Origin of the sequence: Tetragenococcus solitarius NBRC 100494 (genome assembly GCF_001544195.1) — a bacterium.
Taxonomy (GTDB): Bacteria; Bacillota; Bacilli; order Lactobacillales; family Enterococcaceae; genus Tetragenococcus; species Tetragenococcus solitarius.
In genome coordinates this window covers 1-20,874 of the sequence record NZ_BCPY01000014.1, presented here as the reverse complement: position 1 = coordinate 20,874, position 20,874 = coordinate 1, and the positions used below count along the sequence as shown (strand labels likewise).

General features: G+C 34.8%; 20 protein-coding genes and 1 riboswitch. Of the genes, 17 read left to right on the top strand and 3 right to left on the bottom strand.

All coding sequences use genetic code 11. From position 1 onward, the window contains the following. The 12 genes from TS1_RS05820 (at position 1) to TS1_RS05765 (ending at position 10,914) form a co-directional block, all read left to right on the top strand. On the top strand, positions 1–474 hold the full coding sequence (locus TS1_RS05820; RefSeq protein WP_068708751.1) for a fructose PTS transporter subunit IIA: 474 nt from the start codon (positions 1–3) through the stop codon (positions 472–474). Between the two features lie 13 nt (positions 475–487). Continuing rightward, positions 488–802, top strand: coding sequence for a PTS fructose transporter subunit IIB (locus TS1_RS05815; RefSeq protein WP_068708749.1), 315 nt, complete (start codon positions 488–490; stop codon positions 800–802). A 24-nt stretch (positions 803–826) separates the two neighbouring features. Next, positions 827–1,879 carry a PTS fructose transporter subunit IIC gene (locus TS1_RS05810; RefSeq protein WP_068708747.1) on the top strand — a complete coding sequence of 351 codons (1,053 nt, stop codon included), beginning with the start codon at positions 827–829 and terminating at the stop codon, positions 1,877–1,879. Positions 1,880–1,931: 52 nt separating this feature from the next. Then, positions 1,932–3,212, top strand: coding sequence for a class II D-tagatose-bisphosphate aldolase non-catalytic subunit (locus TS1_RS05805; RefSeq protein WP_068708745.1), 1,281 nt, complete (start codon positions 1,932–1,934; stop codon positions 3,210–3,212). A 161-nt stretch (positions 3,213–3,373) separates the two neighbouring features. Further along, entirely contained in the window at positions 3,374–4,081 is a 708-nt protein-coding gene (locus TS1_RS05800) for an HAD family hydrolase (protein WP_068708743.1), read from the top strand. A gap of 30 nt (positions 4,082–4,111) precedes the next feature. Beyond that, a complete protein-coding gene (locus TS1_RS05795) occupies positions 4,112–4,825 on the top strand; it encodes an HAD family hydrolase (RefSeq protein ID WP_068708741.1) in 714 nt (237 codons plus the stop codon). Between the two features lie 1,039 nt (positions 4,826–5,864). Next, a complete protein-coding gene (locus tag TS1_RS05790) occupies positions 5,865–6,767 on the top strand; it encodes a transketolase (protein ID WP_068708739.1) in 903 nt (300 codons plus the stop codon). Between the two features lie 12 nt (positions 6,768–6,779). Beyond that, complete coding sequence (locus TS1_RS05785; RefSeq protein ID WP_068708737.1) at positions 6,780–7,769, top strand: transketolase family protein; 990 nt, start codon at positions 6,780–6,782, stop codon at positions 7,767–7,769. 46 nt (positions 7,770–7,815) lie between these two features. After that, a complete protein-coding gene (locus TS1_RS05780) occupies positions 7,816–8,277 on the top strand; it encodes a PTS sugar transporter subunit IIA (RefSeq protein ID WP_068708735.1) in 462 nt (153 codons plus the stop codon). Beyond that, positions 8,274–8,558, top strand: a complete 285-nt coding sequence (locus tag TS1_RS05775; RefSeq protein WP_068708733.1) for a PTS sugar transporter subunit IIB — start codon at positions 8,274–8,276, stop codon at positions 8,556–8,558. The genes TS1_RS05780 and TS1_RS05775 overlap by 4 nt, the downstream gene beginning before the upstream one ends. Positions 8,559–8,584: 26 nt before the next feature. Beyond that, positions 8,585–9,856: a PTS galactitol transporter subunit IIC gene (locus TS1_RS05770; protein ID WP_068708731.1), complete on the top strand. Its 1,272-nt coding sequence runs from the start codon at positions 8,585–8,587 to the stop codon at positions 9,854–9,856. Positions 9,857–9,876: 20 nt separating this feature from the next. Then, the gene (locus TS1_RS05765; RefSeq protein ID WP_068708728.1) at positions 9,877–10,914 is read left to right on the top strand and encodes a zinc-binding dehydrogenase; all 1,038 of its coding nucleotides are present in this window, start codon (positions 9,877–9,879) and stop codon (positions 10,912–10,914) included. 147 nt (positions 10,915–11,061) lie between these two features. Here TS1_RS05765 and TS1_RS05760 read toward each other — a convergent pair whose 3' ends face one another. Continuing rightward, the gene (locus TS1_RS05760; RefSeq protein ID WP_068708727.1) at positions 11,062–11,613 is read right to left on the bottom strand and encodes an ECF transporter S component; all 552 of its coding nucleotides are present in this window, start codon (positions 11,611–11,613) and stop codon (positions 11,062–11,064) included. Further along, on the bottom strand, positions 11,610–12,599 hold the full coding sequence (locus TS1_RS05755; RefSeq protein ID WP_068708726.1) for a nucleoside hydrolase: 990 nt from the start codon (positions 12,597–12,599) through the stop codon (positions 11,610–11,612). The genes TS1_RS05760 and TS1_RS05755 overlap by 4 nt, the downstream gene beginning before the upstream one ends. 17 nt (positions 12,600–12,616) lie before the next feature. Then, positions 12,617–12,661: riboswitch (PreQ1 riboswitch) on the bottom strand. A gap of 526 nt (positions 12,662–13,187) precedes the next feature. Here TS1_RS05755 and TS1_RS05750 point away from each other — a divergent pair. Then, entirely contained in the window at positions 13,188–14,453 is a 1,266-nt protein-coding gene (locus TS1_RS05750) for a GntP family permease (RefSeq protein ID WP_068708724.1), read from the top strand. Between the two features lie 31 nt (positions 14,454–14,484). Further along, positions 14,485–15,624, top strand: a complete 1,140-nt coding sequence (locus TS1_RS05745; protein ID WP_068708722.1) for a glycerate kinase — start codon at positions 14,485–14,487, stop codon at positions 15,622–15,624. Between the two features lie 180 nt (positions 15,625–15,804). Here the strand turns inward: TS1_RS05745 and TS1_RS05740 are convergent, their stop codons facing one another. Then, the gene (locus tag TS1_RS05740; RefSeq protein ID WP_169792360.1) at positions 15,805–17,541 is read right to left on the bottom strand and encodes a sigma-54-dependent Fis family transcriptional regulator; all 1,737 of its coding nucleotides are present in this window, start codon (positions 17,539–17,541) and stop codon (positions 15,805–15,807) included. 184 nt (positions 17,542–17,725) lie between these two features. Here TS1_RS05740 and TS1_RS05735 point away from each other — a divergent pair, with 184 nt between their 5' ends. The 3 genes from TS1_RS05735 to pdxA all read left to right on the top strand — a co-directional run. Then, positions 17,726–18,679: a 2-keto-3-deoxygluconate permease gene (locus TS1_RS05735; RefSeq protein ID WP_068708718.1), complete on the top strand. Its 954-nt coding sequence runs from the start codon at positions 17,726–17,728 to the stop codon at positions 18,677–18,679. 8 nt (positions 18,680–18,687) lie between these two features. After that, positions 18,688–19,884 (top strand): four-carbon acid sugar kinase family protein, encoded by a 1,197-nt coding sequence (locus TS1_RS05730; RefSeq protein WP_068708716.1) that lies wholly within the window; start codon positions 18,688–18,690, stop codon positions 19,882–19,884. Between the two features lie 15 nt (positions 19,885–19,899). After that, positions 19,900–20,874 (top strand): 4-hydroxythreonine-4-phosphate dehydrogenase PdxA (gene pdxA / locus TS1_RS05725; RefSeq protein WP_174519326.1); only part of this gene is annotated, 975 nt, incomplete at its 3' end.

Here is a 20,874-nt window from a genome sequence, read left to right as displayed (position 1 = left end):
ATGGGAGAAATTCAAGAGAATGGTAGAGGCGTAATTTCGGAGGAGATGATATTTTTAGACAAAAACTTTGAAAGTCAAGAAGAAGTCCTTCGTTTTGTTGTAAAGCAAGCTAAAACGAACGGTTATGTAACAGATGAAGGGAAACTTTATAAAGCAGTAAAAAAGCGTGAGCAGGAAATATCTACTGCTATCGGTTACTCCATTGCAATTCCACATGGTAAGACCGATGCAGTTACACACCCATTCATTGCCTTCTTACGAACAACAAAAGATATAGAGTGGACAAATCAAACAGAAGGAACGGTACGGTTGGTATTTCTTATCGGAGTTCCAGAAAAAAGTGAAAATAATCTTCATCTAAAGTTTATTTCTCAACTAAGTAAAAAATTACTAGATGAAAATTTTAGGGAGAAGCTATTGAGACAAGTTGATAAAAATAAAACATTTAAACAATTAAATTTAATTGAAATATAGGGAGGAAAACGTAATGAAAATAGTAGCAGTAACCGCATGTCCAACTGGAATAGCACATACTTATATGGCACAGGAAGCTATCGAAAAAGAATGCCAAAAAAGAGGGTATGAAGTAAAAGTAGAAACTCAAGGAAGTATGGGAATTGAGAATGAATTAGAGCAAGAAGAAGTTGATGCAGCAGATATTGTGATTTTGGCTATAGGGATAGGAATTGATGGAGAAGAACGATTTGAAGAAAAAGAAAATGAAGGCAAAGTTATCAATGTAGATCCAGGAGAAGTGATTAAACATCCTGTTGAGACTATTGACCAAGCGGAAAAGATCTAATTCTGTTTAAAGGAGCAAAACAAAATGAAAAAAAAGAATAAGTTTTTTAAAGATTTACAAAAAGCTTTCAACACTGGGGTTTCTTTTATGTTACCGGCTGTCGTCGTAGGTGGGATCTTTCTAGCGATTGCTTTGGCAACAGGTGAAGCTACTGACGCTGGGATGGAAGTTACAAATCCTTTTATGAAAAATTTAAACGATTTAGGTGCTGCTGGTTTTGCCATGATGATCCCATTACTTTCGGGTTATATCGCTAATACATTAGCGGGGAAACCCGCTTTAGCACCAGCTATGATTTTAGGCTATGTGGCTAACAATCCAATTGGAGAAGGGGAAGTCCAAACTGGATTTTTAGGAGCTATGATTATGGGTGTTGCAGTAGGATATTTTGTACGTTGGTGTAAAACTTGGAAAGTGCCAGCAACAATTCGTACAATTATGCCAATCTTAATCGTACCTGTGCTTACAACTTTCGTTTTAGGAATGATTTATATTTATATAATCGCAGTCCCAATTGGAGCTGCAATGGATTGGCTAGTGGAAGTATTAAGCCAAATGCAAGGTAGCAGTGCGATTGTCCTTGGGTTAGTGATAGGTGCGATGACTGCAGTAGATATGGGTGGTCCAATTAACAAAACAGCAACAGCTTTTACTTTAGCTTTGATGTCAGAAGGTGTTTATGCACCCAACGGAGCGCATCGAATTGCAGTCGCAATTCCTCCTTTAGCTTTAGCAATTTCAACTTTTATTGATCGTAAAAAGTATACACCTGAAGATAAAGATCTAGGTATCTCAGCTTTCTTTATGGGGCTAATTGGAATTACAGAAGGTGCTATTCCTTTTGCTGTCAAAGATATTAAACGAGTTCTACCGGCGATTATCATTGGAAGTGCAGTTGGTGGAGCTTTAGGAATGGTTAACGGGGTGGAAGCTTTGGTCCCCCACGGCGGGTTGATTATTTTGCCTGTAGTTAATGGAAAATTATGGTATTTCTTGGCTATGTTAATTGGAACATTGGTAGCAGTTGCTATCTTACATTTTACTAAGCTTAATATAGACGATATTGAGAAAAAATAAGAGTAAACAGAAGTGACTTGTTTTATTAAATTAAAAATTGGAGATGAAAAGAATGGAAAAACTACCAATCAAAACAGTTGTTGAAGGCCTTCTTAAGTTACAAAAAACAGGGGAAAGTGCCACTATACTAGGGGTAGGTCCCATGTCTAGAAATTGTGTTCAAGCAACTTTAGAATTATCTCAAGAAGACGACTTTCCAGTGATGTTTATCGCTAGCAGAAATCAAGTTGATGCAGATGAATTGGGTGGCGGATATGTTAACGGCTGGAATCAATTCACCTTTGCAAAAGCAGTTGAAGAAGTGGCAGAAAAAATTAATTATGATAATTTATACTACCTGTGTCGTGACCATGGAGGTCCTTGGCAACGTGATAAAGAAAGAAATGATCACTTACCCACAGATGAAGCAATGGCGCTTGGACAAAAATCTTATGTGGCTGATATTGAAGCGGGCTTTGACTTATTAATGATCGACCCTACAAAAGATCCATTTGAAGTTGGGAAGGTTATTCCGTTAGATACTGTTTTAGAAAGAACAGTTGACCTAATTGAGTTTTGTGAAAAAGAACGTAAGGCGCGTCATTTACCTGAGATTGGTTATGAAGTAGGGACAGAAGAAACAAATGGAGGATTGACTTCGACAGAAACCTATGAAAAATTTATCTTACGATTAAAAGACGAATTAGAAAAACGTGCTTTACCAATGCCAACGTTTATCGTAGGACAAACAGGGACGTTAACTCGTAAAACAGAACAAGTAGGTACATTTAATTTTAAAAATGCTTATGATTTGGCTCAAATGGCGAAAAAATATGGCGTCGGTTTAAAAGAACATAATGGCGATTATCTAGATGACGTTACTTTACTAGAACATGTTCCATCAGAAATTACAGCCACTAATGTAGCGCCTCAATATGGGACAGAAGAAACTCGAGCTTACTTGAACCTTGCAGCAGTTGAAGCAAGATTAGTTGAAAATGGACTAATTAAAGAAGCATCTAACATACGTGAAACATTATTAGTTCATGCAATCAATAGTGAACGTTGGAGAAAATGGATGGTTGGCGAACAAAAAGATCTAACAGTTGATCAAATTTTAAATTCTAATGACGATCAACTACAAGCGGAAATATTAGATATTGCTGGTCATTATACGTTCAATGATGATGAAGTTAAAGAGGAAATTGAAAAGATGTATCACAATCTTAAAGAGCAAAACATTGACGGGCAGCGCTACGTTGTTGATCATATCAAACGTCCAATTCGTGATTATGTTGAATGTTATAAATTAGAAGGTGTAACCACCCGAATTGAAAATACTTTAAAAGTATAATAAATTTCTAAAAATTTAACACTGGCTAACTTTTAAGAACCGCTGTAAGAAGTAGTATCATTCTTTAAACGATTAGATTTAAGGGTTATTGTTATTTGTAACAATTACACAATAGGTTGTTGTATCTATATATTAACTATAAAGATAAGGAACTCAAATTTATGCAAGCTATATTTTTCGATGTTGACGATACATTATATGATCAATTACGACCTTTCAAGCAAGCCTTTGAAAAGCATTTTGATTTTAACGATGTTCCCTTAGAGCCGTTATATACTACTAGCCGAAAATTAAGCGATGAAGTTTTCCATTTAGTAGAAAATGGACAGATGGATATACAAGAGATGCATGTATATAGAATTAAGCAAGCTTTAGCATATTTTGACAAAGACATTTCGTATAAAGAAGCTGTTATGTTTCAAAAAGATTATGAGAATTTTCAAGAAGCAATCACACCATTTCCCGATGTGATAGATCTATTAGAACTTTGTTGCCAAAATAAAGTAGCTATGGGGATTATAACTAACGGACCGTTAGTTCATCAAAAAAGAAAAATTGAACAGTTGGGTATTATAAATTGGATACCAATAGAAAATATAATTATTTCATCTGAGGTAAACGTAGCAAAACCAGATACTCGGATTTTTCGCTTGGCAGAATCAAAAGTACAATCAACGAATGAGCAAATTTATTATGTGGGAGATTCATTTAAAAATGATATTATTGGCGCAAAAAAGGCGGGGTGGAAGACTATATGGTATAACCATAGGCATCATAAAAAGCTCCCTAATACTGTGAATTCTGATTATACAATTACAAGTAAAAATAAGCTATTTGAAACTTCGCGTAAAATTGTGTTGGGAACTTAGATATTGTTTTTTTGATAAGGAAGTCTAATTATGAAGAGAGTTTTTGTTTTTGATATTGATGATACTTTATACGACCAATTACGTGCTTTTAAACGAGCAGTTGAAAATTTACAAATAGGTAACCAAAAAGCTTTAGATATACCTTCGCTTTATCAGTTGATGAAAAAATATGGAGATGAAACTTTTTCTTCAACGGGTTTTGACAAAGAAAAGTTAAGGGAAATGCACGTGTTCCGTATTAAGCGAACACTTCAAGAATATGGAATTAAGATTAATAGCAAACAAGCCATGCAGTTCCAATTAGATTTTGAGGAGTATCAAAATGACATTGAATTATTTCCAAGAATGGAAGAACTCCTAGACTTACTTGTTGCAGAAAAACAAGTTGTTGGGGTTATAACCAATGGAACTATAGATAAACAGGTAAAAAAAATTAAAGCATTGAAGCTTCACAAATGGATTCCTAAAAATAACATTTTAATCTCAGAATCGATAGGCGTTTCAAAACCTAAAAAGTCGATTTTTAAATGCTTTGAAAAAGCATTAAGTTTATCTTCAAAGAACGAGATTTATTACATTGGAGATAATTATTTGAATGATGTCCTCGGACCAAAAGCTGTTGGTTGGAATACAATTTGGGTTAATTATAGAGAGCACAATAAGCCAATAGGATGCAAGGCAGATTATATTGTACAAGATCCAAAAAGCTTATATGGCCTCATAGCAAAACTTATTAAAACATGATCTTAAACTTTTTCTGAAGGCCTACAAACTATTAAACTATTCCGAGTTTTCTCAAGGCATTTTATTCAATAACACTAAACTTCTGAAAATGAAACTCTATTTTCTTTCTTATCAATAAACAACAAATGCAAGAACCAGTTCAGATATGTTTCTGGTTCTTGCATTTTTATAGTTTACTTTAATTATCTTTAGTTTTTTAACGTATTTTGTGCTCCAATGACTATGAATATATTATCGCTAACGATGATAATGATAATAATGTTGAGCTTTTCTGATCGTAAGCTATTGTCTATTCTAGGGTCGCAATCAATAATGATAATTTCCTTTGTATTTATTTTTTGTGAAGTTTTTGGATAGGTCCAAGCTCTTGTATTTGGTTTTATGAACAATTGTTTAGTATATAATATCGAAGGAATAAGGTAAGTAGTTGGATGGTTATTTTATTTTGTAAGCGCTTCACCCGGTTTCTTCTGTTGCCGATATAGCTAACAAATTTTCCCTAAATCACATGTTTTATCTTGAAAATTGTAACCGTTTCGTTTACACTAAGCTTGTAGTAATAAATCCGAATAAAAAAAGGCACTCCCTGCATCAGTTGGCGCTGATACAAGGAGCCTTGACCAATCATCAACTATAGAACTGACTGATCAAGTTGCCATAGTCAATGCAACGCATCGACTTCCTTTATTATAGTCAAAATGAAAGCATTTTTCTAGTGTTTTCTGTTAATTTTTTGGCTTTTGAAAGTGATTGAAGTATGCTTATTTAACTATGTCAGAGGTATTGGACAGTTTTGTCTGGTAGCTCTTTTTTTATTGTTTTCAATAAAGCAAGCCTGGATTCGGATTTATTGCTGCTTTTTTAAAAACTGTGTTTAGCTAGCATGGTTTTAAAAATAGTGAATTGACATGTCATACTATTTTGAAAGCGCTAAAAAATAAATATTAGGGGGTAACGTGAGGCTTAACCTGAATTTGGATCTATGAATATATGGATCGGATTCGGGCTGTTTTTATATAAAAAACAAAGGAGTGTTAAAATGTCAGAAAAATATTCACAATTACAGATTGAAAAAGCTGCAAAAAACGTTCGTAAACATGTTTTAAAAATTACTCTTGAAAGAAATGGTTGTTACTTGGCTCAGGCTTGTTCTTCGGCAGAAATTTTAGCTTCTCTTTATATGAGTATTCTAAATCTTTCAGAAAGTAAAGGACCACAAATACCTGGGAAATTTCCTGGAACGCCTTCGAAAAATAATATGAATTATATTCCCGGCTCTGCATATAATGGTAGTTCTGATGCCCCTTACGATCGGTTATTTATTTCACCAGCTCATTACGCAGCACCGGTTTATTCAGCTCTTGTTGAAGTCGGTAGATTATCTGAAGAAGCTTTAGAATTTTTCAATAAAGATGGCTATAGTATGGAAATGATTGGTGCAAATCATACTCCCGGATTTGAAAATGCTGCAGGGACACTAAGCCAAGCAATAAGTATTGCAAGTGGAACTGCTTATGCAAGAAAATTAAAAAAACAAAGTGGTAGGATATTTGTCTTTATGTCTGATGGTGAATTGGAAGAAGATCAGCTATGGGAAGCTATTCAAGCGGCAGCCTTTTATAAATTAGATAATTTAGTTTTACTAGTTGATATTAATGGCCAACAAGTTGAAGGATTTACCAAAAATATTATGAATATTGAACCACTCGAAGAAAAATTTAAAGCATTTGGTGCAAAAACTGTCAAAATTGACGGGCATGATGTTAAGGAATTACAAGAAGCTTGTCAAATGAGAGAAAAAGGAAAACCGTTAGTTGTATTATGCTACACCAATCCGACTCAAGGAATCCCTTTGTTAGAGCATCGTAAAGGGCAAATGCATTTTATTCGTTTTAATGAAGAAGAATCCAATGAATATCTTAAGTTTTATCAAAATATGTGAGGGGGAAATAGTGTGCAAATAGAAAAAAACGTACATTCGAATAACATCATTCAATTCGCTGAAAATCATAAAGAAGTGTTGGTAATGTCCGCCGATTTGGGAACTTCGTGTGAAGTGGGAGAATTCGCTAAAAAACTACCTGAACGATATTTATCAATGGGAATAGCTGAACAAAATATGTTGGGCTGGGCTGCTGGTTTAGCCAAAGAAGGCTTTCGTCCGTTTCTTCATACATTTGCTGTTTTTTTGTATAGGAGACCACTCGATCAATTGGAAATGTCCATTGCGTATCCTAATTTACCAGTAGCATTATTAGGTTTTGTACCGGGAATTACTACGCCTGGGGGTATTACTCATCAGTCAATTGAAGATGTAGGAATTATGAGGACAATTCCTAATATGAATATTTTTGACTGTGGCGATGCTACTGATGTTGAGTCTGCTTTGGAAATTTGTAGGGAAATAAACGCTCCAATTTATGTGCGTATGTTAAGAGGAGCGGTTCCACGTTTATTTGATCCTAATGAACCAACAAAATTTAATAAAGGTAGACTTCTCAGTGAAGGAACAGATATTGCTTTATTCTCTAGTAGCATTTGCACTGAAGAAGCGATGCGAGCTACCAGTTATCTTGAAAAGCAAGGACTATCAGTGCAACACCTCCATATTACTACATTAAAACCATTCACTGACCCATTAGTGCTTGAAACGCTAGAAAAGGTTAAATATGGAGTAATAACTATGGAAAATCATAGTGTCATTGGTGGTTTAGGTACTTCAGTTGGTGAGGTATTGCTAGAAAATAGGATTAATAAAGAATTGATAAAAATAGGTATTAATGATGAGTGGACTCATGGAGCTGCAAAGCCTTATTTAATGAAGAAGTATGGGATAGATGCGTTGTCTTTAATTAAAGCGGTGGAAAAACTAGTAGATGATGAATTTGATGCTACTGAAGATAAGTTGGAAGCTATCCGCTTAGAAGATTACGATAGAGTTTAATATAAGATAATTATCCTTATATCTCTATATGTTGACGAGGTGAAGTATGAAAAGTTTATTTAATAAAGAGCTTGTATTTTTAGATATTGAAGCGTCTAACACAGATGAATTATTTAAGATAATCGCAGACAATCTTAAAAACAAAGGGTTTGTAAATGAAAAATACCATGACGGTTTAATAAATCGTGAAAAAGATTTTCCTACTGGGTTACAATTGGAAGACTACGGCGTTAGTATCCCGCATACAGACCCTGAAACAGTTAAAAAAGACTTTATTGCTGTAGTAAGACCTAGCTTCCCTATAACGTTTTCCTTAATGGAAGATAATGATAAAAATATACCTGTGGATTTATGCTTTTTTATTGGATTAAAAGATGGAAAGAAGAGTCCATTAGTTTTAGTGGAATTAATTTCGTTAATACAGAATCATAAACTGATATTGTCTGTATTAAATGAAAATAATAGAGAAAAAATAATAGAGAAAATACAAGAGGTGAGTTTTACATGAAGAAAACGATTATTATAGCTTGTGCAACAGGGGTTGCAACTTCGACAGTCATTGCTAATAGAGTGGAAGACTTATGTAAGAAAAATGATATAGAATATCAGCTAATTCAATGTAAAGTTCCTGAAGTGGGAAGCTACGAGGACCAGGCAGATTTAATCGTTACTTCTGGAAAAAGTCCCAGAAAATTTAAAGCGGTTACAATAAAAGCTACTTCATATATTACTGGTATTAATGATGAACAAACAGATAATGATATTATTAATGCTTTACAAAACAGTTAAATAAAAATATATGAGGGAGAATGAAAATGAAGATTATCACCGATGTAGTCAATTATGTTATTGGATTGGGCGCCAGCGCAATCCTTTCTATAACGCTTTTAATTTTAGGTTTAATTTTTGGACTAGGTTTAGGAAAATCTATTAAAGCAGGAATTACTGTTGGGATTGGCTTTGTTGGAATTAACTTGGTTATCGAGTTATTAACGAGTGAAGTTGGTGAAGCGGCTCAGTTAATGGTTAAACGTATAGGTCTGAATCTAACTGTAATTGATGGCGGTTGGCCGTCCGCTTCAGCAGCTGCTTGGGGTTCTCCGATATCAGCACTTTTGATAGCAGTTTGCTTATTAGTAAACGTTATTTTAATTATATTTAAAGTGACTAAAACAATGTATGTCGATATTTGGAACTATTGGTATTTTTTATTTGCCGGATCCGTAGTTTATACGATTACAAATAATTTATTAGCAGCTTCTATAGCGGCTGTTCTACTAATGATAGTTCATTTAGTTATGGGAGATTTGCTGCAACCTTATGTTGAAGATTATTTTGAAATTGATAATGTTACTTTACCGACCGGTTCTTCGTTAATGTGGGTACCTCTAGGTTTTGCTGTTGATTGGATATTAGACAAAATTCCAGGTATAAATAAAATTAATGTGAATTATGAAACCATTCAAAAAAAGTTTGGAGTTTTTGGTGAACCTATGGTAATAGGTGTTGTTATTGGTATAATACTTGGTTTTCTAGCTGGATATGATGTGGGCCAAGCATGGCTATTAGGGATAAACATGGGTGCTGTTATGTTGATTTTGCCAAGAATGATAAAAATTCTATTGGAAGGGTTACTTCCTATCTCTAATGCTGCTCAAGTATTTTTACGTGATAAATTTAAAAACAGAGAACTATTTATTGGGTTAGATTCTGCCATTTCTTTAGGTGATTCTGCTGTAATATCTTCTGCTTTAATTCTAGTTCCAATAATGATCATTCTAGCATCTATTTTACCTGGAAACAGAGTGTTACCTTTTGGAGATCTTGCTTCAATTCCTTTTTATGTTGCTTTTATAACCGCTCATAATAAAGGAAATATTTTTAAGACCGTGATTACAGGTACGGTAATGATGATTTTAACTTTATATATGGCTACTAATTTTGCCTCTGTATACACAGAAATGATGAACGCGGCTAATTTTACTATCCCACAAGGAGTTAGTCAGATGTCGAGTATCACTTCCGGCGGTAGTCTTTTAAATTGGGTAATACTTCAGATAACACAACTATTAAATTCAATTTTTTAATTATTGAAAGGATGAGATAATTGAAAGCTTTAATGAAATTGGAAAAAGGTTTCAACAATATGAAGGTTGTAGATATCGATGAACCAGAAGTGAAAGATGATCTAGTCAAAATTAAGGTTAAATACTGTGGGATTTGCGGCAGTGATTTACATGCTTATCAAGGGACTTATCCAAGTACAATTCCGCCTGTAGTATTGGGACATGAATTTGCTGGGGAAGTTGTAGATATTGGGCCAAAAGTTCAAAATATAAATATTGGTGATCGTGTAACGAGTGAAACAACCTTTGCAACATGCAATAATTGCGAACAATGTAAAACTAAAAATTATAATCTGTGTTCTAATCGAAAGGGAATAGGAACACAAGTTAATGGCGCTATGGCAACTTATGTCTTAAGTAGAGAAGAAAGTATTCACGTTTTGGGTGAAAATGTTTCTTACTTATCAGCGGCTTTATCAGAACCCTTATCATGTGGAGTACATGCTTCGTTAGAAAAAGTGGAAGTTCAAAAAGATGATGCTGTTTGTGTTTTTGGACCTGGCACAATAGGTATATTATTGGCTATGGTAGCTAAGTCAAAAGGTGCTAAAGTAATAGTGGCAGGTGTGACGAAGGATGAAAAAAGATTAGAGTTAGCAAAAACATTAGGTTTTATAGCTATTGATCAACAAAAAGAAGATTTAAAAGTAATTATTGATGAAAATACTCAAGAAAAAGGTGTTGATTTTTCCTTTGAATGTTCCGGAGCGGTCAAAGCATTAAATACAGCATTAACGTTAACTAAAAAGAGAGGAACAATCGTTCAGATGGGCGTTTTTGCTAAAGATTTTAATGAAATAGATACACAGTCTATATTACAAAAGGAAATAAACTACATTGGGTCAAGGTCACAAAAACCTTCTTCATGGAAAAAAACAATGAGGCTCTTAAGCGATCAGGTCATTTCTCCAGAGCAAATTGTTACTTCCATTATTTCATTGGACAATTGGAAAATTGGTTTTGAAAATTCAATAGCTGCTAATGATATTAAAGTAGTGATTGATCTAGAAAAAGATTGACTTTACTAATTATAAACGAAGCAAATTTTAAAAGAGATTGTATGTAAAAAGGAATTTACGCTCTGTACAAAATATACAAAAAAGCTAGACATTAAAAAAGTCCTCAACAGAGGACTTTTCAGTCTAAAGATCTTATAGTTATATTTTTTAACGCATAATTGTTGTTCGTTTTCTAATTAGCCGCCCTGCAAACGAAACAAAGATAACTGTCAATAATTTATCTAAATAATCTGTAGCAACTTGAACTAGAAATACAGAAAGAGCTTGATTCATTCCTATACCAGTTAATAATTGAACAACGATACTTGAGCCTGAAGAGGTAATACCGTTAAACAAAATGACAGTGATAATGGTTGAAAGAATGGTTCCTGGTAAAGAAATGGCTAAGGCAAACCACCAGCTATTTTTTATTTGCGTTGCTTGTCTTCGTTTGTATAATAGGCCAGCAGTTAGACCGATAACTAGTTGCACAGGCATAAAAAATAAAGAGAAGATATCTGTAGTTACGCCCATAAGTACACCGGTTGCTCCTCCGACAATCATTCCAGCGAGCGGGCCTAAAAAGCTAGCGGCGAGAATGGTACCTACAGCATCTAAATAAATTGGTACTCTTAACATTAAGATAAAATTACTACAAACAATATTTAAAACGATACAGATTGCCATAAGAACAACGGATCGGGTCTTGTTTTTTCTCATAATTTTCCCTCCAATAACTGAGGAAGAATTTGAGCAAGCTCGATTTCTTCTGCTTTACAAACTCGTGTTAAAAATATGTGCCAAAAAATGGCTGGATCCACCTCGGTCAAAAGGTAACAATTATTGGGTAACTGCCAAAAGTTGTGATCATCTACGATCGATTGTCCGCGGCCGAGCCCCAATGTTGCTACTTCCACATGACTATTAAAACCTTGAGCAAGTGATGAATCGAGCAAATAAGCAACAGTTAGAGGATCGTTGATTACGCAACCTAAAACTTTTTCATGTTCCCAGTGATAATCAAAATAAAACCGAGAAATTTGCTGAATAAAAGAATAAATTTGTTTGTTCGTATGTTTCATATATTCTAGAATTGTGGGGGTTAAGACAATTTTTCTAGTGACATCCAGTCCGACCATTTCAATTGGAACCGGGAATTCTTGTTCAAAAACAAATTTTGCCGCATCGGGATCACACCAAAAATTATATTCAGCCACAGGTGAACAATTCCCATGTGAGCGGTAATTGCCCCCCATTACAACAAAACGTGAGACTTGGTCAAAACAACTAGGATCTTCGTTTAAAGCAAGGGCAATATTTGTAAGAGGACCTAAAGCCAACACTATCGTTTCGGGATTTTGGTGGAGGGTCTCTTTTATAAAAAACACTGCGTTTTCTTGAAGGGAAGCCGATGAGACAGATGGGATTTGACTATTACCTAAACCATCTTCACCATGGGTGTCTTGCGCACTTTCAAAGGGAACTTTTAGCGGTTTTTCAGCGCCAATATATACTGGAATATCCAAACGATTGACCAGTTGCAAAACTTTTAATGCATTTTGTGCGCCAATACTTGCTGGCACATTACCGCTGACAATAGTGATGCCAAGTACGTTCAATTCTTTTGACTGTAAAGCCAGGAGTAATGCTAAGCTATCATCTATTCCTGGATCACAGTCAATAATAATATTTTTCTTTGTATTCACTTTCCTACCTCCTTGTGAAGTTCTTGGTTTTTTATCCTGGGAAGTTTCCGAACCAGTCCAGATATTTTTATCTGATTTTATGAATACTTATTTAGTATACAACATGAAAGAGGTAGTGTAAGTATAGAATCCTAAATTTCATGTAAATTGCACCTAATGTATTGGATAAATAGTTCATGAGGCAAGGTCGTCCATTTCCATGAGCTATTATATTTTAATAGAAATCAGTAATTTAGCCAGTTGAGATTCACTTTACATTGAGATACAATGAATTTGGAATTGGTAACGCTTTTTTATAGTAAGTAAAGGGGTGGATGTATTTATAAATTGGAAGAAAAGCTTAAATTAGAAGATGATATTAGCTAAAAGAGAAAAATAAGGGGATATTTGATTCTAACTAGATTTTATGTTTGTTGTTTTATAGAAAAAATAAATATTTGGGAGTAACTCATTCAAGGCTTAACCTGATTTTTTCAACGTTTATTGGAAAAGTTAGGTTTTTTATTATGTATTTTTTTGGAAATATTAGTGATTTTTTGAACATACTGTAAAAGTTTCTAGTAAATTAAAGGGGGAGAACTGGAGAACATGGACATACAAGTCAGTGCTTTGGGAGCTATTTTAGGTTTATTTATCGCGATCATTTTAATTTTTTTAAAGGTACCAGCTGTTTACGGACTTTTTATAGGAGCATTAGCGGGGGGAATATTAGGTGGAGCGTCTTTAGCTGAGACGATTGAACTGATGATAAGTGGAGCTCAGGATATGATGACAGCTATTTTAAGAATACTCGCTGCAGGAATTTTAGCGGGTGTTTTGATTGAAACTGGTGGCGCAGAATCTATTGCTCGAACCATTATAAATAAAATAGGTGAGGCAAAAGCTCTTTTTGCCTTAGCTTTAGCTACTTTAATTTTAACCGCAGTTGGTGTGTTTGTTGATATAGCGGTTATCACGGTTGCGCCTATTGCACTAATTATTGCTAAAGATGCGAAACTTAGTAAGACTGCGATTTTACTGGCAATGATCGGTGGAGGCAAAGCGGGCAATGTGATGTCTCCTAATCCAAATACCATCGCTCTATCTGATGCTTTTGCTACCCCTTTAACCTCAGTGATGCTTGCTGGTGTCATCCCAGGTATTGTTGCACTATTTATGACTTATTTCTTATCTAAGCGTCTAACAAAAAAGGGGATAAAAGTAGCTTTTAACAATACTAGTGAGAATGAAAGAATTGAGACAGAGTTACCCAGTTTTATAACTGCACTAGCGGGTCCTTTGACCGCCGTTGTCTTGCTTTCTTTCAGACCAATCTTTAATATTGAAATTGATCCGATGGTCGCATTACCGCTAGGTGGAGTAGTCGGTTCTATTTGTATGGGACAGTTGAAAGGCATCGTAAATCAAGCCAAATTTGGTCTAAGTAAAATGACCAATGTTGCAGTACTGCTTATCGGAACAGGTTTGATTGCTGGAGTTATTACAAATTCGACCTTAGGAGAGGTCCTAATTGATTTTATTTCTGATATGGGAATACCTGTCTATTTGTTAGCACCTTTAGCAGGTATTTTGATGTCAGGTGCAACGGCATCGACGACTTCAGGTGCCATCGTAGCTGGACAAGTGTTCAATACCACCCTGCTAGATTCTGGTATTTCTGGTATTTCTGGTGCTGCTATGATTCACGCAGGATCTACCGTATTAGATCATATGCCGCATGGGAGTTTCTTTCACGCCACTGGAGGAAGCGTTCAGATGACTTTTAGGGATCGGTTGAGGTTAGTTCCGTATGAGTCTTTAATTGGGCTAACTACTACAGTTGTTTCTGTGTTGATATTTGGTATAGTTGGTTGAGAGATCACTAAGTGCTAGAAAGGGTGAAAGTATGAAAATTGTCATTGCACCAGATTCATTTAAAGAAAGTATGACCGCTTTAGAAGCAGCAACGGCTATTGAAGGTGGGTTTAAAGAAGTGATGCCAGCTGAAAAGTATATAAAAATTCCAATGGCTGACGGAGGCGAAGGAACTGTCCAAACAATTATCGATGCAACGGGAGGCACCTTTAAAACGGTAAATGTAAAAGGGCCTCTTGGAGAGCCATTGAAAGCACAGTACGGTCTATCCGGAGATAAAAAAATGGCAGTGATCGAAATGGCAGCTTCATCTGGTCTCGATAAAGTAAAAGTCAACCAGCGCAACCCTTTAAAAACTACTTCCTATGGCTTTGGTGAATTAATAAAATCCGCTTTAGATGAAAATGTAGAGGAAATCCTTCTGGGGATTGGCGGCAGTGCTACTAATGATGGTGGAGCTGGGATGATCATGAGCTTGGGTGGAAGGTTGCTTGATAAAGATGAGCAAATGATCGAACCAACCGGTGAAGGCCTAAGAGATTTAGTGACAATCGATGTTTCCCAAATGCATCCCCGTATTAAAGAAGTTTCATTTAAAGTTGCATGCGATGTAGATAATCCTTTAACAGGACCAAATGGAGCGTCTTATATTTATGGCCCACAAAAAGGCGGCACGCTACCTATTTTAGAACAATTAGATCAGAATTTAAGACACTTCGCTAAGATTGTTCGAAAGCAAATGAACCAGGATATTGATTCACCATCAGGATCAGGAGCAGCTGGTGGCTTAGGTGCTGGCTTGTTAGGTTTTTTAAATGCGGATTTGCAAAAAGGTGGAGAATTACTAGTTGGAATATTGAAACTAGAAGATTCGGTAAAAGACGCCGATCTTTTGATAACGGGTGAAGGGAGTATTAACCATCAAACACGTTTCGGAAAGACACCTGTAGCCGTTTCTCATATAGGAAAAAAGCATCATGTTCCTACGATTGCCTTAACAGGTTCTTTAAACGAAGGCTACGAAACGGTCTATGAAGAAGGGATTACTGCCGTATTTAGTATTGTGCCGCAGTTGGCTTCTTTAGAAACAGCCTTAGAAAATGGCGCAACAAATTTGAAAGCTACATCAGCGAACCTAGCGGCCATTATCCAAGCCGCCAGAGCTTTGTAAAAATTAGAATAATAAAAATTAAACAGAAATATCCGAACTATATTTAGTATGGTATGCTGACCGTCATTTGTTTGAGCGACGGGCTTAACAGACCATAGGAGCAATCTCTTTATAGTTCGGATATTTTGTTATTAAAATAGCTTACATTACAATCTTTTCATTTTGTAGACAATATCTTTCTTATTTGAGATAGCGCCACAAAGTACTCCTGCTTATCTCTAATTCGTCGGCAGTTTTTGTTTTATTTCCATTATTGTCATCAAGCAGTCTTTTTATGATTAATTGTTTAATTTCTTCTAAGCTTTTATTACGTAATTCGTGTATATCAAAAGATTGAAGTACTTTTTCCTCATCATACATTGCTTCTGATTGTTTAATATAATGCTGGACCGTACTTTTGGAAATAAAAGCATTGGAAGTAAGAATAACCATTTTTTCAACTGCTTTTTTTAACTGTTCCATATTACCTGGCCAAGAATAGTTTTTCATTTCATCAAGCGCACTGGGCTCAAATCCAATGATATTTTTATTGTGGCGTGTTTTAAATTCATAAGTATAAAGACTGACGATCGAACCAAGTTCCTCTGTACGTTGGCGTAGAGGTTTGATTTTAAAAGACAATATATTTGATGCATCTAACAATGTTCGTAGTGCTATCTTTGTATTTTTATTTATCGTAAGTGAAAAGAACCAACGATTAGAACGATTAGGGGCTTGTTGAATAAAGGATATTAAATCTTTTAAATAAGTTATATTTGTATCACATATTCCTTCGACAAAGAAAGTTGTATTTTCATCATAAAATATTGAATTGGGAGAATTAAATAGGCTATTCCACTCATTCTTAGTGAAATGATTATTAAGATTAAGGGTCCAGTAATTCTTGGATTCTTCCCGGTTCATTATAATTTTTTTAATACTTTTTTTCCCAGTACCTTTTTCTCCATAAAAAACCAAATTTACCTTTTTATCCAACAATTTCTTTAGCGTTTTCATGTCGTCCCCAATAAAAATAGAACTATTTCTTTTCGTATTTTCTATACTAGAAGCCGCTTCTTTTATAAATAATTGGTCTTTGTTGAACGTCAGCTTTTCTTTTTTAGAATAAATAAGAAAGCCGTTTTTAAGCAAGATAGCTTCTATGTAAAAAAGATGATGGTTGTATTCTTCATAGGAAGATATTTTATCTTTTTTCTGTTCTTTCAATTTTAAAATAATTTTTTTTAAGAGGGGAAGTTGTTTCACAGTTTCATCGCTAGGATTGGCATAAATAAGATTTTCATCAGGATCAAATAAAAATACTGTCAAATTTAAATTCTGTAAAATCATTTCTTCATAGCGTTGTTTGTTCGACTGGTTAATAAAAATAGTTCCCATTGTGATTGCTTCTTCGATAGCATTAGTGATACTTTCTTCACCAGAGTCTATCAAGATGGCATTTAATTCATGCTCTTGAGCGATACGTGTGGTAATTTTGTCACCTATAACTAAAGTATAGTTATTTTCTTTTACTTTAGCTATTATTTCAGGCACTTCAGATTGTTTTGTAATCGTCATAACATCGATTTGTTTATCTAATACTTCAGAAAGAATTTCTACTTGTTTGGTAATATTAGCATAACCTACAAATACAAAATATTGGGTATAGTTTTCAATCATTTTTATGATACGCAAGATGTCTAATATGGATATATCAACTTCTATTACAGGTAGTTTACTGGCCGATTTGATTTCTTTGGCTGTTCCACCACGTGATATAATAATGTCAAATTTGTCCTCTTCTTCTTTAACTAATCGAACTCCATTGTCTAAATCACCTTCGTAACTTGTCAATTCAATTCCATCAAATTTTTGACTTACCTGATCAAATTTCTTTTTCAAATTTTCATATGGAGCAATGGCTAAAATTTTTAACACAATATATACACCTTCCGTTTTATTTTTGAACAATTTTTTATTAAAAAAGAAATTATTTTTTGAAAAAATCATAATTGTTTTAATTTTAAACGATTGATTTATTTTATTCAATTGTTTGATTTATGTAAACGGATTATATTCTTCTTATAATCTAGATTATATAAATTTTATGGAGGTTTTATTGATGGATATTCTTTTAAAAGTTAAAAAAATTCCTGGTGGTATGATGGTTGTTCCATTACTACTAGGTGCTTTGACTAACACGTTTTTTCCTCAATTTTTCGAGTTAGGAGGATTTACAGAAGCGCTGTTTAAAAGTGGTTCAACTGCACTTTTAGGAGCTTTTCTTTTTTGTAATGGAGCTCAAATTAATGTAAAACAGGCAGGAACTTCAGTATACAAAGGTATTATTCTTTTGATTACAAAAGTAGGGATTGGTGCGGTTTTAGGGATTTTGGTAAATCACTTTTTTGGTGTTGCTGGTGTTTTAGGGATAAGTCCTTTGGCGATTATATCTTCTTTAACAAATAAAAATGGTGGTCTATACGCTGCTCTAGCCGGGGAGTATGGGGATTCTACTGACGTAGGCGCGACTTCAATTATCGCTTTAAGCGATGGACCATTTTTTACAATGATTGCTTTTGGGGCCACAGGGTTAGCAGAAATTCCTATTTCAGCCCTTTTAGCAGCTGTTATGCCGATTTTAATCGGATTTATTTTGGGGAACCTTGACGAAAATATTCGTACATTTTTAGCGCCAGGAACTAGCTTATTAATTCCGTTTTTTGCTTTTCCTCTAGGTGCAGGGTTAAATTTGAGTCAACTTGTGTCGGCTGGAATTTCAGGAATTGTATTAGGTGTACTATGCGTGATTATTACAGGCTTTGCTGGGTATTTTGTTTTTAAGATTTTGAAATTTAAATATCCGCAAGTGGGGGCTGGAGTAGGCGCAACTGCTGGTAATGCAGTTGGTACACCGGTTGCAGTAGCTGCGATAGATCCATCGCTTAAAGTTGTTGCTTCCCAAGCAATCGCTCAAGTTGCAGCTGCGATTATAGTTACAGCGATTATATGTCCCTTTTTAGTAAGTTTTTTGGACAAATATGAGAAAAAAAGAAATAATATAGCAAAAGGGTGATGTCTTAGATGGAAAATAAATATTTAATTGTAGCAGATGACTTTACAGGTTCTAATGATACAGGGGTCCAATTAAAAAAGAATAACATTGACGTTGATGTTTTGCTATTCCCTTCTAAAGAACTTGTCGAAAACTCTGTCGTTTTAGACACGGAATCTCGAAGTTTATCAGAAGAGGACGCTTATCAAAAGGTAAAAACACTTACAGCTGATTTAGTTGAAAAAAACCAATTTTCAATTGTATACAAAAAAATCGATTCTACTCTCAGAGGAAATATTGCTCAAGAAGTCCGTGCACTGACAGAGGTTTATTCACCAGATATCATTGTTGTAGCGCCTGCTTTTCCTAAAATTAAGCGTACAACTAAAAAGGCTGTCCATTATCTTGATGGAGTACCCCTTATGGAAACCGAAATTGCAAAGGACCCATTAACACCTCTTTGGACCGATAACATTTACGAGCTTTTTGAGAAAGAATTTGAAAACTCAGTGAAAAACATTTCTACTAGAGAGCTAGAAAACTTGACAAGCTTGCCTGAAAATAAGGTTCAAGTTTTCGATATTGAAGAAGAACAGGATTTAGAAAAAGTCAAAGAATTGACTTTAAATGATTCGCGTAAAATTTTATATGTTGGTTCTGCTGGCTTAGCTGAATATTTGTTTAAAAGAGATGAATGGCCAACTTTGTCAGTTGTAGGAAGTATTAGTCAGGTCAGTCTGCAGCAAATGGAATACGCTAAAAATAAAGGCTTTCATGTGATTAATATTGAAATTAATGATTTAATCATTGAAGATCGAGTGGAAAAATATACAAAATTAGTGTGTGAAAGCTTAATGAGAAAACAAGATACGATCATAACGGTCACAAGAAAAAGACAAGATTATCTTGAAACCATTGAATTATTTAAAAATCTGGGGGTTTCGGATAAAAAAGAAGTCAGTCGTATGATTAAGGAAACATTGGCAAAAATCACCAAAAATGTCTTAGCTAACACCCCTGTTTCACGCCTATTTTTGACGGGAGGAGATACTGCCATTGAAGTGATAAACGAATTAGGTGCAAAAGGATGTAAAATTCAAAAAGAGTTGTCTACTGGGATTGTTGAAAGCTGTTTAGTCGGTGGGAAGTATGAGGGTATGAAATTGGTCACTAAAGCCGGAGCCTTTGGTGATAAAGATTCTTTATATTCAAGTTTAAAACAATAAGAAAGGCTGATGAAATTGAATAAAATTATAGGCATAACAATGGGAGATTTTGCTGGAATCGGACCTGAGATAAGTCTAAAAGCAGTTGAACAAGATCATTATAAAGATAATGCTGTTATCTTTGGAACAAAAAGCATTATTGAGTATTATATGGATGTTTTGGCTATTAAAAGTGAGTTGAACGTTATCGATAACATCCAAGATTTCAAAGCAGGAGCTATCAATTTATTTAATGTCGTTGATATTGACTTTAGTAAAGATATGATAGGAAAAGTGAGTGCAGCTGCTGGAGATGCAGCGTATAAGTATATTGAAAAAGCCATAGAACTTTCACTAAAGGGAGACATAGGTCCTGTTGTAACAGCACCCTTAAATAAAGAAGCCCTTCATAAAGGAGGTCATCCATTTGATGGCCACACAGAAATTTTTGCCGAATTAACGAATACAAAAAAATACACGATGATGTTGTGGAGCGACAAACTAAGTGTTGTTCATGTATCTACTCATGTTCCGCTAAGAAAAGCCTGTGATCTGGCGACAAAAGAACGAGTGATGGAATGTGTGGATTTGGCAGAAGACGCAATGCATAAATTAGGAATTCAGGACCCTAAAATAGCGGTAGCTGGACTGAATCCGCACAGTGGAGAATCTGGTTTATTTGGCAACGAAGAAATTGAAGAAATTGAACCAGCTGTTAAAGAAAAACAAGAAGAGGGTAAGAATGTGAGCGGTCCAGTACCGCCGGATACAGTCTTTTTAAAAGCCACACAAGGAAAATTTGACATTGTGGTGGCTATGTATCATGATCAAGGACACATTCCTATGAAACTGATGGCTTTTGACAAAGGAGTTAACGTTACTTTAGGTTTACCGATTATACGGACTTCTGTGGATCACGGTACGGCGTTTGATATTGCTGGGAAAGGTATTGCAAGTGATGTTTCAATGATTTCGGCAATGGAATTAGCCTTTAGATTTGGGCTCTTTGTC

Excerpts from the sequence above, each read along its gene's own strand:
- TS1_RS05820 (WP_068708751.1), top strand. The coding sequence starts at position 1 with ATGGGAGAAATTCAAGAGAATGGTAGAGGCGTAATTTCGGAGGAGATG.
- TS1_RS05815 (WP_068708749.1), top strand. The coding sequence starts at position 488 with ATGAAAATAGTAGCAGTAACCGCATGTCCAACTGGAATAGCACATACT.
- TS1_RS05810 (WP_068708747.1), top strand. The coding sequence starts at position 827 with ATGAAAAAAAAGAATAAGTTTTTTAAAGATTTACAAAAAGCTTTCAAC.
- TS1_RS05805 (WP_068708745.1), top strand. The coding sequence starts at position 1,932 with ATGGAAAAACTACCAATCAAAACAGTTGTTGAAGGCCTTCTTAAGTTA.
- TS1_RS05800 (WP_068708743.1), top strand. The coding sequence starts at position 3,374 with ATGCAAGCTATATTTTTCGATGTTGACGATACATTATATGATCAATTA.
- TS1_RS05795 (WP_068708741.1), top strand. The coding sequence starts at position 4,112 with ATGAAGAGAGTTTTTGTTTTTGATATTGATGATACTTTATACGACCAA.
- TS1_RS05790 (WP_068708739.1), top strand. The coding sequence starts at position 5,865 with ATGTCAGAAAAATATTCACAATTACAGATTGAAAAAGCTGCAAAAAAC.
- TS1_RS05780 (WP_068708735.1), top strand. The coding sequence starts at position 7,816 with ATGAAAAGTTTATTTAATAAAGAGCTTGTATTTTTAGATATTGAAGCG.
- TS1_RS05775 (WP_068708733.1), top strand. The coding sequence starts at position 8,274 with ATGAAGAAAACGATTATTATAGCTTGTGCAACAGGGGTTGCAACTTCG.
- TS1_RS05770 (WP_068708731.1), top strand. The coding sequence starts at position 8,585 with ATGAAGATTATCACCGATGTAGTCAATTATGTTATTGGATTGGGCGCC.
- TS1_RS05760 (WP_068708727.1), bottom strand. The coding sequence starts at position 11,613 with ATGAGAAAAAACAAGACCCGATCCGTTGTTCTTATGGCAATCTGTATC.
- TS1_RS05750 (WP_068708724.1), top strand. The coding sequence starts at position 13,188 with ATGGACATACAAGTCAGTGCTTTGGGAGCTATTTTAGGTTTATTTATC.
- TS1_RS05745 (WP_068708722.1), top strand. The coding sequence starts at position 14,485 with ATGAAAATTGTCATTGCACCAGATTCATTTAAAGAAAGTATGACCGCT.
- TS1_RS05735 (WP_068708718.1), top strand. The coding sequence starts at position 17,726 with ATGGATATTCTTTTAAAAGTTAAAAAAATTCCTGGTGGTATGATGGTT.
- TS1_RS05730 (WP_068708716.1), top strand. The coding sequence starts at position 18,688 with ATGGAAAATAAATATTTAATTGTAGCAGATGACTTTACAGGTTCTAAT.